Consider the following 21,689-nt stretch of genomic DNA (forward strand, 5'->3'; position numbering starts at 1 on the left):
GTCAGAAGCCCGGGAGAAGGCTCACGACCAGGTCGATGAGCTTGATGCCGACGAACGGGGCGACGACTCCGCCCAGGCCGTAGATGAGGAGGTTGCGTCCGAGGATCTGCGAGGCGCTCGCCGGCCGGTACGCGACGCCCTTCAGCGCCAGCGGGATGAGCACGACGATGATGATCGCGTTGAAGATGATCGCGCTCGTCACGGCGGATGCCGGGGAGTGCAGCTGCATGAGGTTCAGCGCCGCGAGTCCGGGGAAGACGCCCATGAACATCGCCGGGATGATCGCGAAGTACTTCGCGATGTCGTTGGCGAGGGAGAACGTGGTCAGCGCGCCGCGAGTGATCAGCAGCTGCTTGCCGATGCGGACGATGTCGATGAGCTTCGTCGGGTCGCTGTCGAGGTCGACCATGTTGCCGGCCTCCTTCGCGGCCGAGGTGCCCGTGTTCATCGCGACGCCGACGTCGGCCTGCGCGAGGGCGGGTGCGTCGTTGGTGCCGTCGCCGGTCATCGCGACGAGGGCGCCGCCGGCCTGCTCGCGCTGGATGAGCGCCAGCTTGTCCTCCGGGGTGGCCTCGGCGAGGAAGTCGTCGACACCCGCCTCCGCGGCGATCGCCCGCGCGGTGAGCGGGTTGTCGCCCGTGATCATCACGGTGCGGATGCCCATCGCACGCAGCTGGGTGAACCGCTCGGCGAGACCCTCCTTGACGACGTCCTTCAGGTGCACGGCCCCGAGCGGAACTCCTCCAGATCGGGAGTCGAGCGTGGCGACCACCAGCGGGGTTCCGCCGGACTGGGCGATGGCGTCGGTGAATTGGAGGAGTTCGGCGCGCTGCTGCGGCGCCACCGCGTGCCCCTCCGCCTCGAGCCAGGCGAGCACGGCGGATGCCGCGCCCTTGCGCACCTGCGTGCCGTCGACCAGATCGAGACCGCTCATGCGCGTCTGCGCCGTGAACGGCACGGGCGTCGATCCGTCCGGCGCGGCGGGAGCGACCCCCTGAGCCGCGGCGAGCTCGACGATCGACACGCCCTCGGGGGTCGGGTCGGCGAGGGAGGACAGCGCGGCCGCGCGGGCCAGCTCGTCGCCGGCGACACCGGTGAGCGCGACGAAGGCGCTCGCGCGGCGGTTGCCGTAGGTGATCGTGCCGGTCTTGTCGAGCAGCAGCGTGGTCACGTCGCCGGCGGCTTCGACGGCGCGCCCCGACATGGCGAGCACGTTGTGCTGCACGAGGCGGTCCATGCCGGCGATGCCGATCGCCGACAGGAGGGCGCCGATCGTGGTCGGGATGAGGCACACGAGCAGGGCGACGAGCACGGGGATGCTGACCGGGCTCGCCGCGTACGACGCGATCGGGTTGAGGGTCAGCACGACGATCACGAACACGATCGACAGGCTCGCCAGCAGGATGCCGAGGGCGATCTCGTTGGGCGTGCGCTGGCGGTTCGCGCCCTCGACGAGCGCGATCATGCGGTCGACGAAGGTCTGGCCCGGCTGGGACGTGATGCGCACCACGATGCGGTCGCTGAGCACCCGCGTGCCGCCGGTGACGGCGCTGCGGTCGCCGCCGGACTCCCGGACGACGGGGGCGGACTCGCCCGTGATCGCCGACTCGTCGACCGTGGCGATGCCCCAGATCACGTCGCCGTCGCCGGGGATGAGCTCGCCCGCCGACACGACCACGACGTCATCGAGGGCGAGCTCGGACGAGGCGACGTCGTCGGTGGTGGCCGCGGTGGCCGCGGCATCCGTCGTGGGGTCGTAGCCGCGCACGAGGTGCGCGAGCGTCGCGGTGCGGGTCGTCCGCAGGGCTTGCGCCTGCGCCTTGCCGCGGCCCTCCGCGACCGACTCGGCGAGGTTGGCGAACAGCACGGTCAGCCAGAGCCACACCGCGATGCCCCACGTGAAACCGGCCGGCACGGGCGTGCCGCCGGAGCTCTGCGGTCCGCCGAGGAACGGCTCGGCGATGGCGATGGCGGTGGTGAGGGCCGCGCCGACCCACACGAGGAACATGACGGGGCTGCGCCACAGCTCGGCGGGGTTGAGCTTGCGGAGGGCGCCGGGGAGGGCGCCGACCAGCTGCGTCCAGCCGAACGCGCGGCGGGCGGGGGCGGGCGACGACGCGGTGTCGTCGCCGGCGGGCTGCGGACGGTGGAGGACCGGGGTGGACGTGTTCATGTCAGGACAGACCTTCTGCCAGGGGACCCAGCGCGAGAACGGGGAAGTAGGTGAGAGCGGTGATGACGACCGTCACGACCGCGAGCAGGCCGACGAACTGCGGACGGTGCGTGGGCAGCGTCCCGGCCGTGGACGGAACACGCTCCTGCGCGGCGAGCGAGCCGGCCAGGGCGAGCACGAGCACGATCGGCACGAACCGGCCGAGCAGCATCACCACCCCGAGCGCCGTGTTGAACCAGGGCGTGTTGGCGGTGAGACCCGCGAAGGCGGAGCCGTTGTTGTTCGCGGCCGAGGTGAACGCGTAGAGCACCTCCGTCATCCCGTGGATGCCGGGATTGAGGATCGAGGTCGCCTCGACGTCGGCACGCACGGCGGGGATGCCGAAGCTCAGCGCCGTGCCGGCGAGCACGAGCGTCGGGGTCACGAGGATGTAGAGGCTCGCGAGCTTGATCTGCGTCGGACCGATCTTCTTGCCCAGGTACTCGGGGGTGCGCCCGACGAGCAGGCCGCCGACGAAGACCGCGATGATCGCGAGCACGAGCATGCCGTACAGTCCCGAGCCGACGCCGCCGGGGGCGACCTCGCCGAGCATCATGTTCAGCAGCGGGATCATGCCGCCGGTGGCGGTGTACGAGTCGTGCATCGAGTTCACGGCGCCGGTCGAGGTGAGGGTCGTCACGGCCGCGTACAGGGCGGAGCCGACGATGCCGAAACGCTGCTCCTTGCCCTCCATGGCGCCGCCCGCGAGCTGCGGCGCGGTGCCGTGGCCGGCGACCTCGAGCGCGCTCACCGCGGCGATCGACGCGATCGCGAGGGTCGACATGACGGCGAGGATCGCGTAGCCCTGGCGGTTGTCGCCGACCATGCGGCCGAACGTGCGGGGGAGCGAGATCGGGATGACGAGGATCAGCAGCAGCTGGACCAGGTTCGTCCACGGCGTCGGGTTCTCGAACGGGTGCGCGGAGTTCGCGTTGAAGAACCCGCCGCCGTTGGTGCCGAGCATCTTGATCGCCTCCTGCGAGGCGACCGGTCCGCCCGGGATCGACTGCGTCGCTCCGGTGAGGGTGTGCGCGTCGACGAAGCCGTTCAGATTCTGGATGACGCCGCCGGCCAGCAGCACGAGCGCCGCCACGACCGCGATCGGCAGCAGCAGCCGGCCGAGCCCGCGGGTCAGGTCGACCCAGAAGTTGCCGATCGTGCTCTGCCCGCGCCGCGCGAAGCCGCGCACGAGCGCGATCGCGACCGCGATGCCCACCGCGGCCGACACGAAGTTCTGCACGGTGAGACCGGCCAGCTGCACGAGGTAGCCCATCGTCGCCTCGGGCGAGTACGACTGCCAGTTGGTGTTCGTGACGAAGGATGCCGCGGTGTTGAATGCCAGCCCCTCCGGCACGGCCGGCAGCCCGAGCGAAGCGGGCAGGAACGCCTGCAGTCGCTGGAGCGCGTAGACGAACAGCACGCCCAGGAGCGAGAAGGCGAGCACGCCGCGGGTGTAGGCCTGCCAGGTCTGTTCGCTCTGCGGATCGACGCCGATGAGGCGGTAGACGACGCGCTCGGCGGCGGCATCCTTCTCGCTCGTGAAGATGCGGAACATGAGATCGCCCACGGGACGGTAGAGCAGCGCGAGCAGCAGGACGAGCGTCGCGATCTGCAGGACGCCGAACCAGATGTCGGCGGTGTCGACGCCCATCAGAAGCGCTCCGGCTTCACGAGGGCGACGACCAGGTAGACGACGCTGGCGACGCCGAGCACGGCGCCGATGATCGAGAAGACGTCCATCAGAGTCGCTCCGCCCCCTTCGCGACGAGGGCGACGACCGCGAACACCGCGATCGTCACGACGACGTAGATCACATCGAGCACAGGAACTCCCGGACACTGACCGCGCTCCGTCATCGGGCCTCTGCGCGGGCGCCCACCGTGGGCACGGAATCTGATCCAACTCCGGCATCGCGGCGGGCTGCGCCGTCCTTACGGTTTCCCTACGGCCCGGCGGGCGGTCCTCACGGCTCGCTCACGTCGCGGGTGGGGGTGGGGCGTTTCGACTCGCTGCGCTCGCTCAACGACCGGGGGGGTGGGTCGGGCGTTTCGACTCGCTGCGCTCGCTCAACGACCGGGGGGTGGGGTGGGGCGTTTCGACTCGCTGCGCTCGCTCAACGACCGGGGGTGGGGCGCGCAGCGCCGAGTCGAAACGCGCGCCCGGCTCAGCCGGCGTCGGGAGAGGCCGCTCGAGCGTGGGACCCGCGGAAGTGCGCGATCTTGTCGTCCATGACCGCGATCGCGCGGGAGAGCACGCGACGGCGCTCCTCGAGGGCCCCGCGGCGCTCCTCGAGGAAGGCCACCGGGTCGACGGAGGCGTGGGGGCCATGGAGGAGATCGGCGAACGTGCGCAGATCGTCGATGCCGAGCCCGGCATCCTTCATGCACGTGACGACCCCGATCCAGGCGAGATCGTTGTCGCTGAACACCCGATGGTTGCGGCGATCGCGCGTGAGCGGGCCGATGATCCCCTCGTCCTCGTAGTAGCGGAGGGTGTCGGCCGAGAGGCCGCTCGCCGCGACGGCCTCGCCCATCGTGAGCATCGTGGTCATTGCGCATCCCTTCCGTCGAGCACGGCGCGCGCCTCGGCATCCAGCTGCAGTGCGAGCGCGTCCATCGCCTCATCCAACTGTGCGATGTCGGACACGCCGACGACGGGCGTGACGGCCGGCGTGCCGCCGATCAGCCACGCGAGCACCACCTGGTTGCGCGTGGCGTCCAGGCGCCGGGCGACGCGGTCCAGCGCGGCCAGGCGCCGGTCGGTGTCGGGATGCCGGTAGGCGTGCGGCAGCCGGTCGGTGCGCGCGTACGCCCCCGACAGCAGCGTCGTGTAGGCCCACATGCCGAGTCCCTCGGAGGCGACGTAGTCGAGGGACTCGGGGGTCGCGACCACGTGGCCCGGCGGCAGCGGTGCGAACGGCATCGGCTGGAGGTAGCTGTGCCGCAGTTGGAGGGCATCGTAGGAGGCCAGTCCGCGCGTGCGGGCGAGGGAGCGCGCGCGTTCGACGCGCCAGGTCGCGTGGTTCGACGCGCCGAGTCGACGCACCCGGCCGTCGGCGACGAGCGACCCGAGCGCCTCGACCTGCTCCTCGAGGGGAACCGCGCGGTCTTCGATGTGCGCCCAGAGCAGGTCGATGACGTCCACGCCGAGACGGGCCATCGACGGCGCGACCGCCTCCTCGACGGCGCGCGGGCTGAGACCCTCCATCGGGGCGGCCCACGTGCCGGGCACCGTCGGGTTCGCGCCGATCTTGGTCGAGATCGCCACCTCGTCGCGTACGCCCGGATGCCGGCGGAGCCAGTCGCCGATGACGGTCTCGCTCGCGCCGCCGGTGCCGCTCGGCGACTCCCAGAACGCGTAGTTGTCGGCGGTGTCGAGCCAGCGTCCGCCGCGTGCCACGTAGTGATCGAGCAGCGCATACGAGCGTTCGGCATCCTGTCGCGTGCCGAACCAGATCGTGCCCAGAGCCAGTTCCTTGCGGTGAGTGGTGTCCATGGCTCCACAGCCCACCACCTGGAGCGCGCTCCAGGTCAAAACCGGGATCGGTACTCAGTCTTGCGGAGTACCGGTACTCATGCTTACTATGTACCGGTACTCGTTGTTGATGAGTACCGACTGAGGAGGATCCATGGGACGCCAATCCACCGAGATGCTCAAGGGCGTGCTCGAGGGCATCGTGCTGGCGATTCTCGGCCGTCGTCCGGCGTACGGCTACGAGATCACCGCCTGGCTGCGCGAGCAGGGGTTCGCGGAGATCGCCGAGGGAACGGTGTACGCGCTCCTCGTGCGCATCGAGCAACGCGGTCTCGTCGACGTCGAGAAGGTGCCGTCGGAGAAGGGGCCGCCCCGCAAGGTCTACACGCTGAACGCGCGCGGCGCGGACCAGCTCGAAGAGTTCTGGGGAACGTGGAGCTTCCTCGCCGACCGACTCGATCAGCTCCACGCCGAAGACGACCAGAAGGAGAACTGAGATGTCGTGGATCGAGAAGCTCACCGGATCGCTCGAGCAGAAGAAGCAGTACAAGAACGCCGTCGCGCGGATGGATGCCTTGCCCGCGCCCTACCGCGACGCGGCGAAGGCCTATCAGCGGTACTTCATGTACTCCGCGGGATTCCTCGACGGCGACACGCTCGTGACCCTGTTCGCGGACTTCGTCGACCTCTGGGAGCGCGCGGCGGCCGACGCCACCCCGCTGCGCGACATCGTCGGCGCGGATCCCGTCGAGTTCGGCGAGGACTTCGTCCGCGCGTACTCGGGCCGGCAGTGGATCGACAAGGAGCGCGCGCGGCTGGTCGAGGCGATCGAGCGGGCCGAACGGGAACGCTCATGAACGCCACCACCACGCCGGCCGCCACCGCGCCCGCGATCCGGGTCGCCGGCATCGAGAAGTCGTTCGGAGACCTGGAGGTGCTCCGCGGCGTCGACCTCGAGGTGCCGCGGGGCATCGTCGTGGCCCTGCTGGGCTCGAACGGGGCCGGCAAGACGACCCTCGTGCGGATCCTGGCGACGCTGCTGCGACCCGATCGCGGGCTCGCGACGGTCGACGGGCACGATGTGGTCACCGACGGGGATGCCGTGCGGCGCGCCATCAGCCTGACCGGCCAGTTCGCCGCCGTCGACGAGGTGCTGACGGGGCGGGAGAACCTCCTGCTCGTCGCCCGGCTGCGGCACGTGGCCGCACCGGCCGACGTCGCCGACGGCCTGCTCGCGCGGTTCTCGCTGACGGATGCCGCGTCGCGCCCGGCCGGCACGTACTCCGGCGGCATGCGGCGTCGACTCGACATCGCGATGAGCCTCGTCGGAGATCCGTCCGTCGTCTTCCTCGACGAGCCGACGACGGGCCTCGACCCCCAGGCGCGCGCGGAGGTGTGGAGCACCGTCCGTGCGCTCGCCGACGGCGGGACGACCGTGCTGCTGACGACCCAGTATCTCGACGAGGCCGAGCAGCTGGCCGACCGCATCGCCAGCCTGCATCGCGGCCGCATCCTGGTCGAGGGCACGCTCGCGGAGCTGAAGCGCCTGCTGCCCCCGGCGACGGTGGAATACGTCGAGAAGCAGCCCACGCTCGAGGAGATCTTCCTCGCCCTCACCGGCGCGGCCGATCCCGAGACCGACACCGAGCCCCGCACCGACACCGACACCGAGAGGCGCGCATCATGAGCACCGCACTCCTGGACACCCGCATCCTCACCGGGCGCTCGCTGCGCCACATCCTGCGCAGCCCCGACACGATCATCACGACGGCCGTGACGCCCGTCGCACTCCTGCTGCTGTTCGTCTACGTGTTCGGCGGGGCCATCGACACCGGGTCGGGTCCGTACATCGACTACATGCTCCCCGGCATCCTGCTCATCACGATCGCCTCGGGCATCGCGTACACCGCGTACCGTCTCTTCCTCGATCTGCAGGGCGGCATCCTCGAGCGGTTCCAGTCCATGCCGATCGCCCGGTCGAGCGTGCTGTGGGCGCACGTGCTCACGTCGTTGGCGGCGAACACCGCCTCGCTGGTCATCGTGGTCGCCGTCGCGCTGGCCATGGGCTTCCGCACGGGGGCCGGCGTGCTCGGCTGGCTCGCGGTGATCGGCATCCTGCTGCTGTTCACGACGGCGCTGACCTGGGTGGCGGTGATCGCGGGGTTGACGGCCAAGACCGTGGATGGCGCGAGCGCCTTCAGCTATCCGCTGATCTTCCTCCCGTTCCTCAGCTCCGCCTTCGTGCCCACCGACTCCATGCCGGCTCCGGTCGCCTGGTTCGCGGAGAACCAACCGGTGACGCCGATCGTCGAGACGATCCGTGCCCTGTTCGCGGGCGCGCCGGTCTCGGGTCAGATCTGGGTGGCCCTGGGCTGGGTGCTCGGCATCCTCGTCGCGGCCTTCGTCGCCGCCTCGGCGATCTACCGCCGCCGGACGACCTGACGCGAGGCGTCGTCGCGCGGGAGGCGCACCCGGCCGTGTACTTTAGGTAAGGCAATCCTTATCCGAAGTCGGCTCCGGCCGTCGTCCCGTCAGGAGCTCCCGTGCGCCCTGCCCCGTCTGCGCGTCCCGTCGCGATCGCCCTGCTCGCGATCGTCGCGGCGGTCTCTCCCGCCGCCCCCGCCGCCGCGACGGGAGAGACCGATCCCGCCGACTGCACGGTGACGGCGGCGTCGCTGACCTGGGGGTTCAAGGAGTCGTTCCGCTCCTACATCTCCGGCTCGATCGCCCGCGGTGCGTGGGAGACGGTCGATGGCGCGACGTACACCACGCCCGCCTTCCACTGGTCCGCCGGCACCGGCACCGTCGCCCCGGACGGCACCGTCGGCGCGGTCTCCTTCCCCGGCGGCATCCGGTTCACGGGGCACGACGGGCTGCTCGACACGACCGTCGCCCACCCCACGCTCGCGCTGTCGGCGGGTGGGGCCCGACTGCTCCTCGACGTCGCGGGCGTCTCGATGGAGAACGCGATGGCCGGCGACGGCACCGTCGACACGGTCACCCAGACGCCGTTCGTCACGGTCGACGCGGCCGCCATCGAGTACGTGCGCGCCGGCGACGTCGTCACGTTCTCCGCGACGGATGCCGCGACCGCCGTGACGGAGGAGGGCTTCGCCGCCTTCGGCAGCTATCCGGCCGGAACGGCGTTCGACCCGCTCACGTTCTCGGTCACGGCGCAGTGCCCGGCATCCACCCCGACCGCCGAGGTCGCGCCCGCCGCCCCCGCGGAATCCGGGACGGACGACGCCGCACTCGCCGCGAGCCCTGAGCCCTCGGCGCCGGTCGGGGCGATCGCCGGAGCGGCCGCCGCCGTCGTCGCGGTCGCGGCGGCCGCGCTGCTCCTCGTCCGCCGGCGCCGGACCCGCGCCGGCGCGGAAGGGGAGGGCTCGTGATCCTCCGCCGCGTCGCGGCGACGGCGCTGAGCCTCGTCGTCGTGCTCCTGGCCGGCTGCTCCGCCGCGGCGGCGCCCGCCGAGCCCACGGCATCCGCTCCGCGCGTCGCGTTGTCGGAGGTCAGCCCGCTCGCCGACCCCAAGGCGTACGTCGGCCCCTCGACCGCGACGCTCGACGACGCCGCGATCGAGCCCGTCCTCGCCGCGCCGTCGTCGCACCTGCCGGTCACCGTGACCTCCCACGACCTGTCTGGCGATGTGGAGGTCACCGTCACCGACGCCTCCCGGGTCATCGCCATGGACCTCTCCGGTTCCCTCGCGGCGACCGTCGCGGGGCTCGGCTTCGCCGACCGGCTGGTCGGCCGCGACATCTCGACCACCTTCGCGGGCGTGAGCGACCTGCCCGTGATCACCTCCGGCGGCCACTCCGTCAACGCCGAGGCGATCATCGGGCTCGCGCCGACGCTCGTCATCACGGACGGGAGCATCGGTCCGGCCGACGTCGTCCAGCAGCTGCGCGACGTCGGCATCACGGTGGTGTTCGTCGAGCGCTCGTCCTCGTTCGCGGGCGCCGCCGCGCAGGCGCGCGCCGTCGCCGCGATCTTCGGTGCCGCCGACGCCGGAGACCTGCTGGCCGGCCGCATCGAGGGCGAGCTGCAGACCGTCACCGCGCAGATCTCCCGGATCGCGCCCGCCGCCGAGTCCGACCGGCTGCGCATGGTCTTCCTCTATCTGCGCGGGACGTCGGGCATCTACTACCTGTTCGGCAGCGAGTCCGGCGCCGACGACCTCATCGGCGCGCTCGGCGGCATCGACGTCGCCGGTCAGCTGGGCTGGCGCGGCATGCAGCCGATGACCGACGAGGCGATGGTCGCCGCCGACCCCGACCTGATCCTCGTCATGACCGCCGGCATCGCGTCGGTCGGCGGCATCGACGGGCTGCTCGCCGAGAAGCCCGCGATCGCGCTCACCTCCGCGGGTCAGCACCGACGCTTCGTCGACATGGCGGACGGGCAGATCCTCTCGTTCGGCCCGCGGTCGGCGGAGGTGCTGGATGCGCTCGCGCGGGCGGTCTATGCGCCCGACGGCGCGTCGGATGCCGCGTCGCCGGCCGCGCCGGCGGAGCAGGGCCCGTGACCTCCGTCGCCCCCGCCCCGTCGCCCGGTCCGTCGCGCGGCGCGGCGACGCGGGTGCCGCCGCGTCCGCGCCGTCGGGGCCGTGCGGCCGCCGTCTTCGCGGTGACGGCGGCCCTGCTCCTGGTCGGGGTCATCCTCTCGGCGGGCATCGGTCAGTTGCCGATCGGCCCGGCCGAGGTCGTCGGCTCCCTGGTGCGCTCCCTCGGCATCCCGAACGCCTGGGCGCCGTCGGCGCCGTTGATCGAGCAGACGCTGTGGCAGATCCGCTTCCCCCGCGTGGTCATGTCGGTGCTGGTGGGGGCGTTGCTGGCGCTCGCCGGCGCCGTCATGCAGGCCATCTTCGCCAACCCCCTGGCCGAGCCCGGCGTCGTCGGGGTGTCGTCCGGCGCCGCCGTCGGGGCCGCCGCCGCGATCACGCTCGGCCTCACCTCCCTCGGCGGCTGGACGACCGCCGTGTTCGCCTTCGTCGGAGGGCTGGCGGCGACCCTCGTCGTGTACGCGACGGCCCGGTCGCAGGGCCGCACCGAATCGGTCACGCTGATCCTCACCGGCATCGCGGTCAACGCCTTCACGGGAGCCGCGCTCGCCGTGCTGATGTTCGCGGGCGACACGGCGTCTCGCGAGCAGATCGTGTTCTGGCAGCTGGGCTCGATGAACGGCTCCCGGTGGACCGAGGTGGGGCTCGTCGCCCTGGTCGGGCTGGCCGCGGCATCCGCCACGGTCGGTCTCGCGCGCCGGCTCGACCTGCTGGCCCTCGGCGACCGCACGGCGGCGCACCTGGGGGTGCGGGTCGAACGGCTGCGCGTGATCGCGATCGTGCTGGTCGCCCTGCTCACGGGCGTCGCCGTGGCCTTCGTGGGCATCATCGCGTTCGTGGGGCTGGTGGTGCCGCACGTGATGCGGATGCTGCTGGGCCCCTCGAACCGCACGCTGCTTCCCGCCTCGCTGCTCGGCGGGGCGGTCGTGCTCGTCTCTGCCGACCTCCTCGCCCGCACGGTGATCCCGTCGGCCGACCTCCCCATCGGCGTGCTGACCTCACTGGTCGGCGGACCGTTCTTCTACGTGCTCATCCGCCGCACCCGTCGCCGCGCCGGAGGCTGGGCGTGAGCGGGCTCGCCTATGCGCTCCGCGACGTGTCCTACCGGGTCGGCTCGCCCGGGGGAGGCGCCGAGATCCTCGCGGGCGTCACCCTCGACATCGCGTACGGGCGGGTTCTGGCCCTCGTCGGTCCCAACGGTGCGGGGAAGTCGACTCTCCTGAGCGTGCTGACCGGGGATGCGGCGCCCTCCGCCGGCACGGTGGAGCTCGACGGGCGTCCGCTCGCCCAGTGGCGCGCGCGGGAGCTCGCACGCGCCCGGTCGGTCCTCCTGCAGTCGCATCGGGTCGCGTTCTCGTTCACGGCGGCCGACGTCGTGGAGATGGGTCGAGCGCCCTGGATCAACACGGCGCGGGCCGACGACGACGATCGCCTCATCGCCGAGGCGCTGACGCGGGCAGACGTGTCCCACCTGCGCGAGCGGGAGTTCCCGTCGCTGTCGGGCGGCGAGAAGGCGCGGGTGTCGCTGGCCCGCGTGCTGGCGCAGGACACGCCCATCGTGCTGCTCGACGAGCCCACGGCCGCCCTCGACCTCCGCCACCAGGAGGACGTGCTGCGGATCGCCCGGGAGCTGGCGGCGGAAGGGCGCGCGGTGGTCGTGGTGCTCCACGACCTGTCGCTCGCCGGCGCCTACGCCGACGAGATCGCGGTCATCGATCGCGGCCGACTCGTCGCGCACGGCGAGCCCGCGGAGGTCTTGGTGGAGGAGCGGATCGCCGAGGTCTACGGCATCCCCGTGCGCGTGCTGGCCGACCCCGACACGGGCCGGCCGATCATCCTCCCCCGGCGCGGTTCATACCGGTGAATGGAATGAATAAGGATAGGCTAAGCTAACTCCAAGCTGGACGTTTGCCCTACGTCATCCGCTTCCTTTCGCCACACCCCTGGAGGTTCTCCCGTGCACAGAACAAGGAGGCCGTCGCTGAGACGCGCCCTCGCGAGCGGGCTGGCCGCCGTGCTCGTCGCCGCCGGTGCGCTCGTCGGCGTCGCCGCGCCCGCGCAGGCCGCATCCGATCCCGCGCTGACGGCGACCGTCGGCGTCACCCCCGGCGTCGGCATCGACATCGCGGTCGCGGGCACCGGGTTCCAGAACGTGCAGGCGCTGCCGGGTCAGACGGCACCGCACGTCTACCTCGCGCTGGTGACGCGCGACGGCTACGACGTCGACCAGGCCAGCACTCCGAACACGGATGCCGTCGTGGATGCCGGCGGAAACGTGGCCGGAACCCTCACGCAGACCGCCGCGAAGCTGGATCGCGCGACGGCGTACGACGTGATCGCGTGGCCGTCGCGCTCGTTCCCGTCGGCGTCGAACCTGCTCGCGCGCACTGCGGTCACCATCGACTGGGAGGCACTGTTCCCGCCCACCGCGACCACGACGACCCTCACCGTGTCGCCGAGTGGGTCCGCCGTGTCGGGCACGAGCGTGGCGCTGACCGCGACCGTCACGCCCGCGGCATCCGGCGCCGTGGAGTTCTTCGACGGCTCCGTGTCGCTGGGCTCCGTCGCCGTCGCGGCCGGCTCGGCGCAGGTGAGCACCTCGGCGCTGAGCGTCGGCGGGCACTCGCTGACGGCCGTGTTCACCCCGGCCGATGCCGCCACCAGCGGCTCGACGTCGGATGCCGTCGCCTACGACATCGCCGCGGTCGTCGAGCCCGAGAAGCCGACGCCCGCCGTCTCGGTGTTCCTCGCCGACGGCGTCACCGCGTACACGGGTCAGGCGCTGTACGACGGCGACACCGTCGTCGTGAAGGGCCGTGGTTTCGTGCCGGACGCGCCGGCGACCGACGGAACGCGTCCGCCTCTCGCGGGCGCCTTCGGCGGCGCGTACGTGGGCTTCGGCTTCTACGCCGGCGACGCCTGGACCTCGGCCGGCCGCAGCACCGAGTACACCCGGTGGGCGGTGTCGGAGGGTGATGTCGCCAAGATCGGCGGCGCGGCGGCGGGTGCCGTCGCCATCGCGGCGGACGGCACCTTCGCCACGACGCTGAGCGTCGTGCGCAGCGCGACGGCGCCCGACGGCGCCCGCTTCGGCGTGCGCACGTGGGCCGCCGGCGGCGCGGTCTACGCGCCCTTCTCGACGTTCACCGTCGTCGACGCGGCCGGCTCCGCGCCGGAGCCCGCCCCGACCCCGACGGTCACCGTGTCGAAGACGGCGGATCTCGACCCGACCGGCGAGATGGTGACGGTCACCGGCACCGGCTTCCTCCCCCACTCGCCCGACACCGACGGCACCCGGCCGCCGCTGCAGGGCTCGTTCACCGGGGCCTACGTCGTGTTCGGCTCCTTCGCCGCCGACTGGCGACCGAGCACCGGCGCGACCTCCTCCGCGCGCAAGGGCTTCGACACGAAGTGGGGCCTGCTCGCCGCCGACGTGGCGAAGGTCGGGGGCGCCGCGGCCGGCGCGATCGAGATCGCCGCCGACGGCAGCTTCTCGACCACGCTGCACGTCTCGAAGGCCGACGGCGCGCTCGCGAACGGCACGTGGGGCGTGTACACCTACGCCGCCGGCGGTGCGACGTACGCGCCGTTCGAGACCGCCACGCCGATCTCGTTCACGGCCGAGGTGCCCCCGGTCGATGGTCCGACGGTCACCGTGACCCCGGCATCCGAGCTGGACCCCGCCGTCGAGAACGTCCTGACCGTCTCGGGCACCGGCTTCACCGGACCCGGCGCGGCCAACGGCGTCTACGTGCTGTTCGGCGAGAGTTCGCTGTGGTCGGGGCAGTCCGCGCTCCCCGCCGGCGGGTGGATCGCGCAGGCCTGGGTCCCGACGATCCTCGACGGCGCGTTCACCACGACGCTGACGATCCCGGTCGGCACCCTCGAGCCGGGCACGAGCTACCAGGTCGCGACGTCCGCGGCGCACGGGCTGTCGCTGACGGACCGCAGCCTCGACACCTTCACGGCGGTGACGGTGGCGACGCCGACCACCACGACGCCCACCGTGTTCCTGAGCGCACCCAGCGTCGTCCAGGGCGGATCGCTCACGGTGCGCGGCAGCGGCTTCCCCGCCGGGGTCGCCGTCACCGTCGAGGTGCACTCCGACGTGGTCACCCTCGGCACCACGACCGTCGGCGACGGCGGCCTCTTCTCGGTCACCGGCGTCATCCCGGCCACCCTGCCCGCGGGCGCGCACACGGTCGTCGTCCGTGCGGGCGACATCACCGTGCAGCAGCCGATCACGATCGAGGCCGCATCGGCATCCCCCGCGCCCGAGGCGGTCGCCGCACCGGTCGCGGTCTGCACGGCGCGTGCGGTCGACGGGGCCTCCCTCACGTGGGGTGTGAAGCAGAGCTTCGTGTCGTACGTGAACGGCCCGATCGCGAAGGGCTCCGCGTCGATCGCGTGGCGGAGCGGATCGGGGGCCTTCAACACCGAGGAGGGCATCGGCCGGGTGTCCTTCGGCGGAGCGGCGAGCTTCACCGGACACGGTGGCCTGCTCGACCTGACGATCTCCAACCCCGTGATCCAGGTCACCGGCGCGCGCACCGCGACCCTCAGCGCCTACGTGCAGTCGAAGGGATCCGGCGGCAGCCCGTCGGTCGACGGCCGCGTCATGCTCGCGAACCTGACGCTCCCGGCGGCGACGACCCGCGGCGGCGCGATCGCGTGGACGGATGCCGCGGCCACCCTGACGGCGGCCGGTGCGGAGGCCTTCGGCGGTTTCTACGCGGCGGGAGAGAGCCTCGACCCGGTGTCGTTCTCGTTCCCGCTGGGCGCGGAGGTGCCGTGCGACACGGCGACGTCGGGAGCACTCGCGGCCACGGGCGGAACGGTGCCGGACGGGACCGTCTGGGTGGGGCTCGGAATGCTCCTGCTCGGTGCGGGCCTGGTGGCGATCCGCCGCAGGACGATGGCCGACCGCGCGGTCTGAGCCCTCGACCCCGCAGCGCCCCGCCCGGCTTCGGCGGGGCGCTGCGGCGCGGCGCCCGCGGCTGCGGCCGGCGCCCGAGGCCGCGGTCTTGCGCGGCGCCCCCGGTCGTTGAGCGAGGCGCGCGGCGCCGAGTCGAAACGCCCGCACGCGCGGCCCCAACTGCAAGGCGCGGTGCCCGACACGCGGTCTCCGCAGGGGGATGCCGCGGTGTGTCGCCCGGCATCCCTTGCACTTCGGCCCTCGGGCACAGGGGGCACCGGCATGGGTCACGTCCCCGGTCGTTGAGCGAGGCGCGCAGCGCCGAGTCGAAACGCCCGCGCCCGCCGTCTCAACTGCAAGGCGCGGTGCTCGACACGTCGTCTCCGCGGGGGGATGCCGCGGTGTGTCGCCCCGCATCCCTTGCACTTCGGCCCGGGGGCACAGGCGGGGGCACCGGCGTGTGGCACCTCCGGTCGTTGAGCGAGGCGCGCAGCGCCGAGTCGAAACGCCCGCGCGCGGCCTCAACTGCAAGGCGCGGTGTCGGACACGCCGTCTTCGCAGGGGGATGCCGCGGTGTGTCGCCCGGCATCCCTTGCACTTCGGCATGGGGGCACCGGCATGCGGCACCCTCCGGTCGTTGAGCGAGGCGCCTAGCGCCGAGTCGAAACGCCCGCGCGCTGCCTCAACTGCAAGGCGCGGTGCTCGACACGCCATCTTCGCAGGGGGATGCCGCGGTGTGTCGCCCCGCATCCCTTGCACTTCGGCCCCGGCCCCGGCCCCGGCCCCGGCCCCAGGCCGGCCGCGGCTCAGTCGGCGTCGGGGGCGGCGGCGACGCCGGCGTCGGCATCGGCCGCGGCGCGCTGTTCGGGGGTGAGGCGGCGGCGCTGCGCCTTCGACGGGCGGATCGCGGGCACGTCGCCGACGATCGGCACCGGTGTGCGGTACAGGTGCACGCCGTAGCGGGCCACCAGTCCGATCAGCACCATCAGCTTGTTGCGGGGCCCGAGCAGGCTCGCGATGTGGACGAACAGCCACGTCATCCACGCGACCGATCCGGTGAGCGCCACCGTCTTGCGCAGCAGCGGGATCTTGCCGAGGAAGCGCAGACGGTGCAGCACCGGCAGGTTCGCGATGCCGGGGAGCTCCCCGATCGCCGAGCGACGGCCGATGATCGCGAGCTGACCCTTGTCGTAGTAGGAGAACGGCGCGGTCGGCTCGCCCGCGATGAGGCGCACGATCTGGCGCGCCACGTGCTCACCGCCCTGGATGGCCGGCTGCGCCAGCTGGGGCAGATCCTGCGGCGCGATCGCGACGTCGCCGGCGGCGAAGACCCCGGGCAGTCCCACGACCTGCAGATCCTCCCCGACGCGGATGCGGTCGCCCTTGTCCAGCGGCAGGCTCCAGTCGCGCACCTCCTCGTGCGGCGCGACACCGGTCGCCCACACGGTGAGATCGGACGGCAGCACGGTGCCGTCGGAGAGCACGACGGCATCCGGTCGCACCTCGTCGACGCCCGCCCCGAGGCGCAGCTCGACGTCGCGGCGCCGCAGCTGGGCGGCCGCGTAGTCGCGGAGCTTCGGGATGAACGGCTTGAGGATCTCGCTGCGCTGCACGAGCGTGATGCGGAAGGCATCGCCGTCGAGCTCGGGGTACGCCGGCTCGAGTCCCTGGTCGCGCAGCTCGGCGAGGGCACCGGCCATCTCGATGCCGGTCGGCCCGCCGCCGATCACGACGACCGAGAGCCCCTTGGTGCGCCCGCCCTGCACCGCGACGCGCTCCAGACGGGTGAAGAGGGTGTCGCGGATCGCGATCGCCTGCGAGCGGGAGTACACGGCGAACGAGTTCTCCTTCGCCCCGGGGGTGCCGTGATACGCCGTGGTGACGCCGTTCGCGACGAGCAGGTAGTCGTACGACATCTCCTGACCGTCGAGCAGACGCACGGTGCGGGCATCGGTGTCGATCTCCATGAGGTGCTCGTGCACGACGTCGAGGTTGGGCTGGCGCACGCGCAGGCTTCGCAGGAAGTGGGTCACGTCGCCGGGGTTCAGCCCGCCGGTGGCCACCTGGTACAGCAGCGGCTGGAAGGTGTTGTAGACGCGCCGGTCGACGAGCGTCACGCGCACCGGTGCGTGGCGCAGCGCCCGCGCCGCGCTGATTCCGGCGAAGCCCCCGCCGATGATGACCACGTGCGGCCTCGCATCCGGAACCGGGTTCGTCGCGCCGTCAGAAGCCAGGGGAGCGGATGCCGTCATAGCCGCAGATTACCGCGACGCCGTGACGAGCTCGTGTCGCCCGCCTCCGGATGGGAGGTGGGACAATGGGGTCATGACGCCCACCGCCGACCACCGCATCGAGACCGCCCAGGTGCGGCGCAGCCCGCGGTACGCGGTGTTCCTCCTGGCGGGCGCTGCCCTCGGCATCCTGGTCGCCCTGGTGCTGACCTTCGCGTTCGACGGCACCGAGAACGTCAGCGCGACCACGGGTGTGACCTACTCGACCTCGCAGGTCTTCGGCTTCGTGTGCCTCTTCGCGATCCCCCTCGGTATCGCTGTCGGCGGCGTGGTCGCGCTGGTGCTCGATCGCTCCCTCGCCCGCCGCGCCCGCGAGGTGCGCGTCGATCACGAGGTCATCACCGTCGACGACGCCGAGTAACCCCCGTTCGCGCGACCGCCCGAGGGCCGGCGAGCTGCCGGCAGCAGGCGCTTCTCGCCGCGAATCGCCAGTGCCGGGCCGCTCGCCTGCCCCGGGCCGCTCGCCCGCCCGGGCCGCTCGCCTTAGCCCGTGCGCCGTGACAGCGGATGCCGCGATCAGGCGATATCGGCGATGATCGGCCCCACGGCGGCGTCGAAGGCCGCGATGTCGCCGCGCAGACCGTCGGTGACGGCGATCGTCAGCGCGCCGATCCACCACACGCCGCGCTGCGTGAACGGAAGCACCTGGACGTTCAGCTCGAACGAGTGCGCGCGCCGCCCCACCACCCGCTCGTGTTCGGCGATCGCGCTCGCGTAGGCCCGATACGACGCCCCGCTGCCGAGGCTGGAACGGTAGCGGCCGTTCGCGGACCGCGCGTACGCCACCGCGTCCTCGCCGTGGGGGGCGATCGCCGCCTGCAGCTCGGTGAACCCCTCGACCGGCAGCGCGACGTAGGTGTCGAACCCGTCGATCAGCTCCAGCGGCACGGGCGAAGGGTTCGCCTGCGGCTCGACGGTCAGGTCCCAGTACGCGCGCCACTCGCGCTCGATCGCCGGCCGATCGTCGTACTCGCCCATCTCGGCGCGAGCCGTCGGCGGGATGCCGCGCAGGTGCGGCAGCTCCTCGGGAAAACGGATGCCGAGCACCTGACGCAGATACAGGGCGACGAGGACGGGGAGGCTCGCGTCTTCGCGCACGATCCATTCCGGTGTTCCCGCCGCTGCCATGCCGCCATCCTAGGGACAGCGGTCGGGCCGGCGACAGGGTGCGCGCCTCGCGTAGTCTGAGGGCATTCTCGGAGCCGGACCATGACGGTCGGCCGCAGGGGGAGGGGCACACGATGGGCGTCGACTTTCCGGAGGGGTCGGTCGTCGTCACGACCGCGGGCGGCGATGTCGTCATCCTGCGCATCTGCGACCTGTGCGGGGCCGCCGTCGTCGATGCGAACGACACCGATCTCGCGTTCCACCGGCGCTGGCACCGGCTCACCGGCTCCGGCAACTGGATCGATCCCGCGACCGGTCGTCACCACGGCCCGGGGAACCCGCACGATCCCTCGGCGTCGTAGGCGTCTCCTGCGTGGTCGGCGCCGCAGCGTCGCCCGCACGCACGGCCGGATGCCGCGGTCCGCGCGCCCTGCCCCTGCCGGTAGGCTGTTCGCGTGGCAGAAGCCCCACAGAACCCCTATTCCGAAGCCGGCGTCGACACTGCGGCGGGAGACCTCGCCGTCGAACTGATGAAGTCGGCGGTTCGTCGCACCCACGGGCCCGAGGTGCTCGGCGGTGTGGGCGGCTTCGCCGGCCTGTTCGACGCCTCGGCGCTGCAGGCGTACGAGAAGCCGCTGCTGGCGACCTCGACCGACGGCGTCGGCACGAAAGTGGCCATCGCGCAGGCCCTCGACAAGCACGACACGATCGGCCAGGACCTCGTCGGCATGGTCGTCGACGACATCGTCGTGGTGGGCGCGAAGCCCCTCTTCATGACCGACTACATCGCGTGCGGCAAGGTCTTCCCCGAGCGCATCGCCGACATCGTCCGCGGCATCGCCTCCGGGTGCGAGCAGACCGGCACGGCGCTCGTCGGCGGCGAGACCGCGGAGCACCCGGGTCTGCTCGGCGTCAACGACTACGACGTCGCGGGAGCGGCGACCGGTGTCGTGGATGCCGGTGACGTGCTCGGCGCCGACCGCGTGCAGCCGGGCGACGTGGTGCTGGCCCTGGCATCCAGCGGCCCGCACTCCAACGGGTACTCGCTCATCCGCCACATCGTCGCCGGCACGGGCCTCAGCTACGGCGCCCACGCCGCCGACTTCGGCCGCACGTGGGGCGAGGAGCTGCTCGAGCCCACCCGCCTGTACACGCTGCCGCTGCTGAACCTGCTCACCGCCCTGCCCGGCGCGGTCCACGCGCTCAGCCACGTGACCGGTGGCGGCATCGCCGCGAACGTGGCCCGCGTGCTCCCGCCGCAGGCATGGGTCGAGATCGACCGCTCCACGTGGTCGCCGACGCCCGTGTTCCGCGTGCTCGCCGACCTCGGCGGGCTGCGGCTCGAAGACACCGAGGGCACCTGGAACCTCGGCATCGGCTTCGTCGCCGTCGTCTCGGCGGCGCAGGCGGATGCCGCGGCATCCCTCCTGTCGGCGGCCGGCATCGCGACGTGGCAGGTCGGCGTCGTGCGCGAGGGCGCCCGTCCCGACGGGCACTTCGAGCAGGGTGCCAAGGGCGTGGACGGCGGCGCCGTGCGTCTGGTCGGCGCGTACTCATCAGCGGTTTAGACGCAGAAACGGATTGAGCTACACCACATGTGCGGAATCGTCGGCGTCGTCGGACAGGGCCCGGTCAACCAGGACATCTACGACTCGCTCCTGCTGCTGCAGCACCGCGGTCAGGACTCCACCGGCATCGCGACGGCGGAGACCAACGGCGTCTTCCACCTCTTCAAGGCGAAGGGCCAGGTGCGCGAGGCCTTCCGCACCCGCGACATGCGCGCCCTCCTCGGCAACATCGGCCTCGGGCACGTTCGCTACGCCACCAAGGGCACCGCGTCGAGCGAGGAGGAGGCGCAGCCGTTCTACGTCAACGCCCCGTACGGCATCGTGCTGGTGCACAACGGCAACCTCACCAACACGCGTGAGCTGACCAAGGAGCTCTTCAGCAAGGACCGCCGCCACCTCAACACCAGCTCCGACACCGAACTGCTGGTGAACGTGCTGGCCAACGAGCTGCAGTCCTCGATCTCCGGGTTCGAGCTCGACCCGGCACAGGTCTTCCAGGCGGTCACCCGCGTGCACGAGCGCGTCGAGGGGTCGTACGCCACGATCGCGCTGATCGCCGGATACGGCCTGCTCGCCTTCCGCGACCCGTTCGGCATCCGCCCCCTCATCCTGGGCACGCGCCCCGCGGTGGATGCCGAGGGCACCGCCACCGGCCGCTACGAGTGGATCGTCGCCTCCGAGTCGCTGGTGCTGGAGAACGGCGGTTTCGAGGTCGTCCGCGACGTCGAGCCCGGCGAGGCCGTCTTCATCGACCTCGAGGGACGCCTGCACACCCAGCAGTGCGCGACGAACCCGCAGCTCGTGCCCTGCTCGTTCGAGTACGTCTACCTCGCCCGTCCCGACTCGGTCATGAACGGCATCTCAGTGTACGAGGCGCGCCTGCGGATGGGCGAGCGTCTCGCCGACACGATCGCCAAGTACACGCCGGCGGGGGCCATCGACGTCGTCATGCCCATCCCCGACAGCTCGCGACCCGCCGCCATGCAGGTGGCCCGCAAGCTCGGCATCGAGTATCGCGAGGGCTTCTACAAGAACCGCTACGTCGGGCGGACCTTCATCATGCCGGGGCAGGCGGTGCGCAAGAAGAGCGTCCGCCAGAAGCTCAACGCGATGTCGAGCGAGTTCAAGGGCAAGAACGTGCTGCTCATCGACGACTCGATCGTCCGCGGCACGACGTCCAAGGAGATCATCCAGATGGCCCGGGATGCCGGGGCCAAGAGCGTCACGTTCGCCTCGGCCGCTCCGCCCGTGCGCTACCCGCACGTGTACGGCATCAACATGCCGTCGCGGCACGAGCTCGTCGCCCACGGCCGCACGATCCCCGAGATCGCGGCGGAGCTGGGCGCGGACTACATGGTGTACCAGGAGATCGACGACCTGAAGGCCGCGATCCTCGAGGGAGCGCCCGACGTCGAAGACCTCGACATGAGCTGCTTCGACGGGCGGTACATCACCGGCACGGTGTCGGACGAGTACCTCGCCTGGGTCGAGGGCACGCAGGAGAGCTGACCCCGCGCGTCGGGAACGTTTCGACTCGGCGCTGCGCGCCTCGCCCCCG

The 21,689-nt window shown here is 72.0% G+C and carries 20 protein-coding genes; 13 read left to right on the forward strand and 7 right to left on the reverse strand.

Features of this window, described 5'->3' with window-relative positions; genetic code table 11:
- Position 1: 1 nt before the first annotated feature.
- From kdpB to AC6CQV_RS15045, 5 genes are all read right to left on the reverse strand, one after another.
- Positions 2-2,173: a potassium-transporting ATPase subunit KdpB gene (gene kdpB / locus AC6CQV_RS15025; protein ID WP_498259883.1), complete on the reverse strand. Its 2,172-nt coding sequence runs from the start codon at positions 2,171-2,173 to the stop codon at positions 2-4.
- A gap of 1 nt (position 2,174) precedes the next feature.
- On the reverse strand, positions 2,175-3,863 hold the full coding sequence (gene kdpA / locus AC6CQV_RS15030; RefSeq protein ID WP_060959092.1) for a potassium-transporting ATPase subunit KdpA: 1,689 nt from the start codon (positions 3,861-3,863) through the stop codon (positions 2,175-2,177).
- Complete coding sequence (kdpF, locus tag AC6CQV_RS15035) at positions 3,863-3,952, reverse strand: K(+)-transporting ATPase subunit F (protein ID WP_060959093.1); 90 nt, start codon at positions 3,950-3,952, stop codon at positions 3,863-3,865. Before kdpF ends, kdpA begins: the two co-directional genes overlap by 1 nt.
- 424 nt (positions 3,953-4,376) lie before the next feature.
- Entirely contained in the window at positions 4,377-4,763 is a 387-nt protein-coding gene (locus AC6CQV_RS15040; protein WP_498259884.1) for a MerR family transcriptional regulator, read from the reverse strand.
- Positions 4,760-5,707, reverse strand: a complete 948-nt coding sequence (locus AC6CQV_RS15045) for an aldo/keto reductase (RefSeq protein WP_498259885.1) — start codon at positions 5,705-5,707, stop codon at positions 4,760-4,762. Before AC6CQV_RS15045 ends, AC6CQV_RS15040 begins: the two co-directional genes overlap by 4 nt.
- 133 nt (positions 5,708-5,840) lie before the next feature.
- Here AC6CQV_RS15045 and AC6CQV_RS15050 point away from each other — a divergent pair, with 133 nt between their 5' ends.
- The 9 genes from AC6CQV_RS15050 to AC6CQV_RS15090 all read left to right on the forward strand — a co-directional run bounded on the left by AC6CQV_RS15050 (position 5,841) and on the right by AC6CQV_RS15090 (position 15,186).
- Entirely contained in the window at positions 5,841-6,182 is a 342-nt protein-coding gene (locus tag AC6CQV_RS15050) for a PadR family transcriptional regulator (protein ID WP_498259886.1), read from the forward strand.
- A gap of 1 nt (position 6,183) precedes the next feature.
- Positions 6,184-6,543 (forward strand): DUF1048 domain-containing protein, encoded by a 360-nt coding sequence (locus tag AC6CQV_RS15055; RefSeq protein WP_101307044.1) that lies wholly within the window; start codon positions 6,184-6,186, stop codon positions 6,541-6,543.
- Positions 6,540-7,373 carry an ABC transporter ATP-binding protein gene (locus AC6CQV_RS15060; RefSeq protein ID WP_498259887.1) on the forward strand — a complete coding sequence of 278 codons (834 nt, stop codon included), beginning with the start codon at positions 6,540-6,542 and terminating at the stop codon, positions 7,371-7,373. The genes AC6CQV_RS15055 and AC6CQV_RS15060 overlap by 4 nt, the downstream gene beginning before the upstream one ends.
- The gene (locus tag AC6CQV_RS15065) at positions 7,370-8,128 is read left to right on the forward strand and encodes an ABC transporter permease (protein ID WP_082734107.1); all 759 of its coding nucleotides are present in this window, start codon (positions 7,370-7,372) and stop codon (positions 8,126-8,128) included. Before AC6CQV_RS15060 ends, AC6CQV_RS15065 begins: the two co-directional genes overlap by 4 nt.
- A gap of 101 nt (positions 8,129-8,229) precedes the next feature.
- Positions 8,230-9,078, forward strand: a complete 849-nt coding sequence (locus AC6CQV_RS15070) for an HtaA domain-containing protein (RefSeq protein ID WP_498259888.1) — start codon at positions 8,230-8,232, stop codon at positions 9,076-9,078.
- Positions 9,075-10,214, forward strand: coding sequence for a heme/hemin ABC transporter substrate-binding protein (locus AC6CQV_RS15075; protein WP_498259889.1), 1,140 nt, complete (start codon positions 9,075-9,077; stop codon positions 10,212-10,214). Before AC6CQV_RS15070 ends, AC6CQV_RS15075 begins: the two co-directional genes overlap by 4 nt.
- Before the next feature lie 53 nt (positions 10,215-10,267).
- The gene (locus AC6CQV_RS15080; RefSeq protein ID WP_498260702.1) at positions 10,268-11,320 is read left to right on the forward strand and encodes a FecCD family ABC transporter permease; all 1,053 of its coding nucleotides are present in this window, start codon (positions 10,268-10,270) and stop codon (positions 11,318-11,320) included.
- Entirely contained in the window at positions 11,317-12,114 is a 798-nt protein-coding gene (locus tag AC6CQV_RS15085; protein WP_101307040.1) for a heme ABC transporter ATP-binding protein, read from the forward strand. The genes AC6CQV_RS15080 and AC6CQV_RS15085 overlap by 4 nt, the downstream gene beginning before the upstream one ends.
- Positions 12,115-12,207: 93 nt before the next feature.
- Positions 12,208-15,186: an HtaA domain-containing protein gene (locus tag AC6CQV_RS15090; protein ID WP_498259890.1), complete on the forward strand. Its 2,979-nt coding sequence runs from the start codon at positions 12,208-12,210 to the stop codon at positions 15,184-15,186.
- Positions 15,187-15,971: 785 nt separating this feature from the next.
- On the opposite strand, the gene AC6CQV_RS15095 is transcribed toward AC6CQV_RS15090, so the two are convergent.
- Positions 15,972-17,351, reverse strand: coding sequence for an NAD(P)/FAD-dependent oxidoreductase (locus AC6CQV_RS15095; protein WP_492492333.1), 1,380 nt, complete (start codon positions 17,349-17,351; stop codon positions 15,972-15,974).
- A gap of 139 nt (positions 17,352-17,490) precedes the next feature.
- Here AC6CQV_RS15095 and AC6CQV_RS15100 point away from each other — a divergent pair, with 139 nt between their 5' ends.
- Positions 17,491-17,817 carry a hypothetical protein gene (locus AC6CQV_RS15100; protein ID WP_060959104.1) on the forward strand — a complete coding sequence of 109 codons (327 nt, stop codon included), beginning with the start codon at positions 17,491-17,493 and terminating at the stop codon, positions 17,815-17,817.
- A 155-nt stretch (positions 17,818-17,972) separates the two neighbouring features.
- Here AC6CQV_RS15100 and AC6CQV_RS15105 read toward each other — a convergent pair whose 3' ends face one another.
- The gene (locus AC6CQV_RS15105) at positions 17,973-18,584 is read right to left on the reverse strand and encodes a hypothetical protein (protein WP_060959105.1); all 612 of its coding nucleotides are present in this window, start codon (positions 18,582-18,584) and stop codon (positions 17,973-17,975) included.
- Between the two features lie 113 nt (positions 18,585-18,697).
- Between AC6CQV_RS15105 and AC6CQV_RS15110 the strand changes: the two genes are divergently transcribed.
- The 3 genes from AC6CQV_RS15110 (at position 18,698) to purF (ending at position 21,640) form a co-directional block, all read left to right on the forward strand.
- A complete protein-coding gene (locus AC6CQV_RS15110) occupies positions 18,698-18,925 on the forward strand; it encodes a histidine ammonia-lyase (RefSeq protein ID WP_101307037.1) in 228 nt (75 codons plus the stop codon).
- Positions 18,926-19,018: 93 nt separating this feature from the next.
- On the forward strand, positions 19,019-20,131 hold the full coding sequence (gene purM, locus AC6CQV_RS15115) for a phosphoribosylformylglycinamidine cyclo-ligase (protein ID WP_498259891.1): 1,113 nt from the start codon (positions 19,019-19,021) through the stop codon (positions 20,129-20,131).
- 27 nt (positions 20,132-20,158) lie between these two features.
- Positions 20,159-21,640, forward strand: a complete 1,482-nt coding sequence (gene purF / locus AC6CQV_RS15120) for an amidophosphoribosyltransferase (RefSeq protein WP_060959108.1) — start codon at positions 20,159-20,161, stop codon at positions 21,638-21,640.
- Positions 21,641-21,689 lie beyond the last annotated feature (49 nt).

This window comes from Microbacterium sp. EG9, assembly GCF_059759475.1.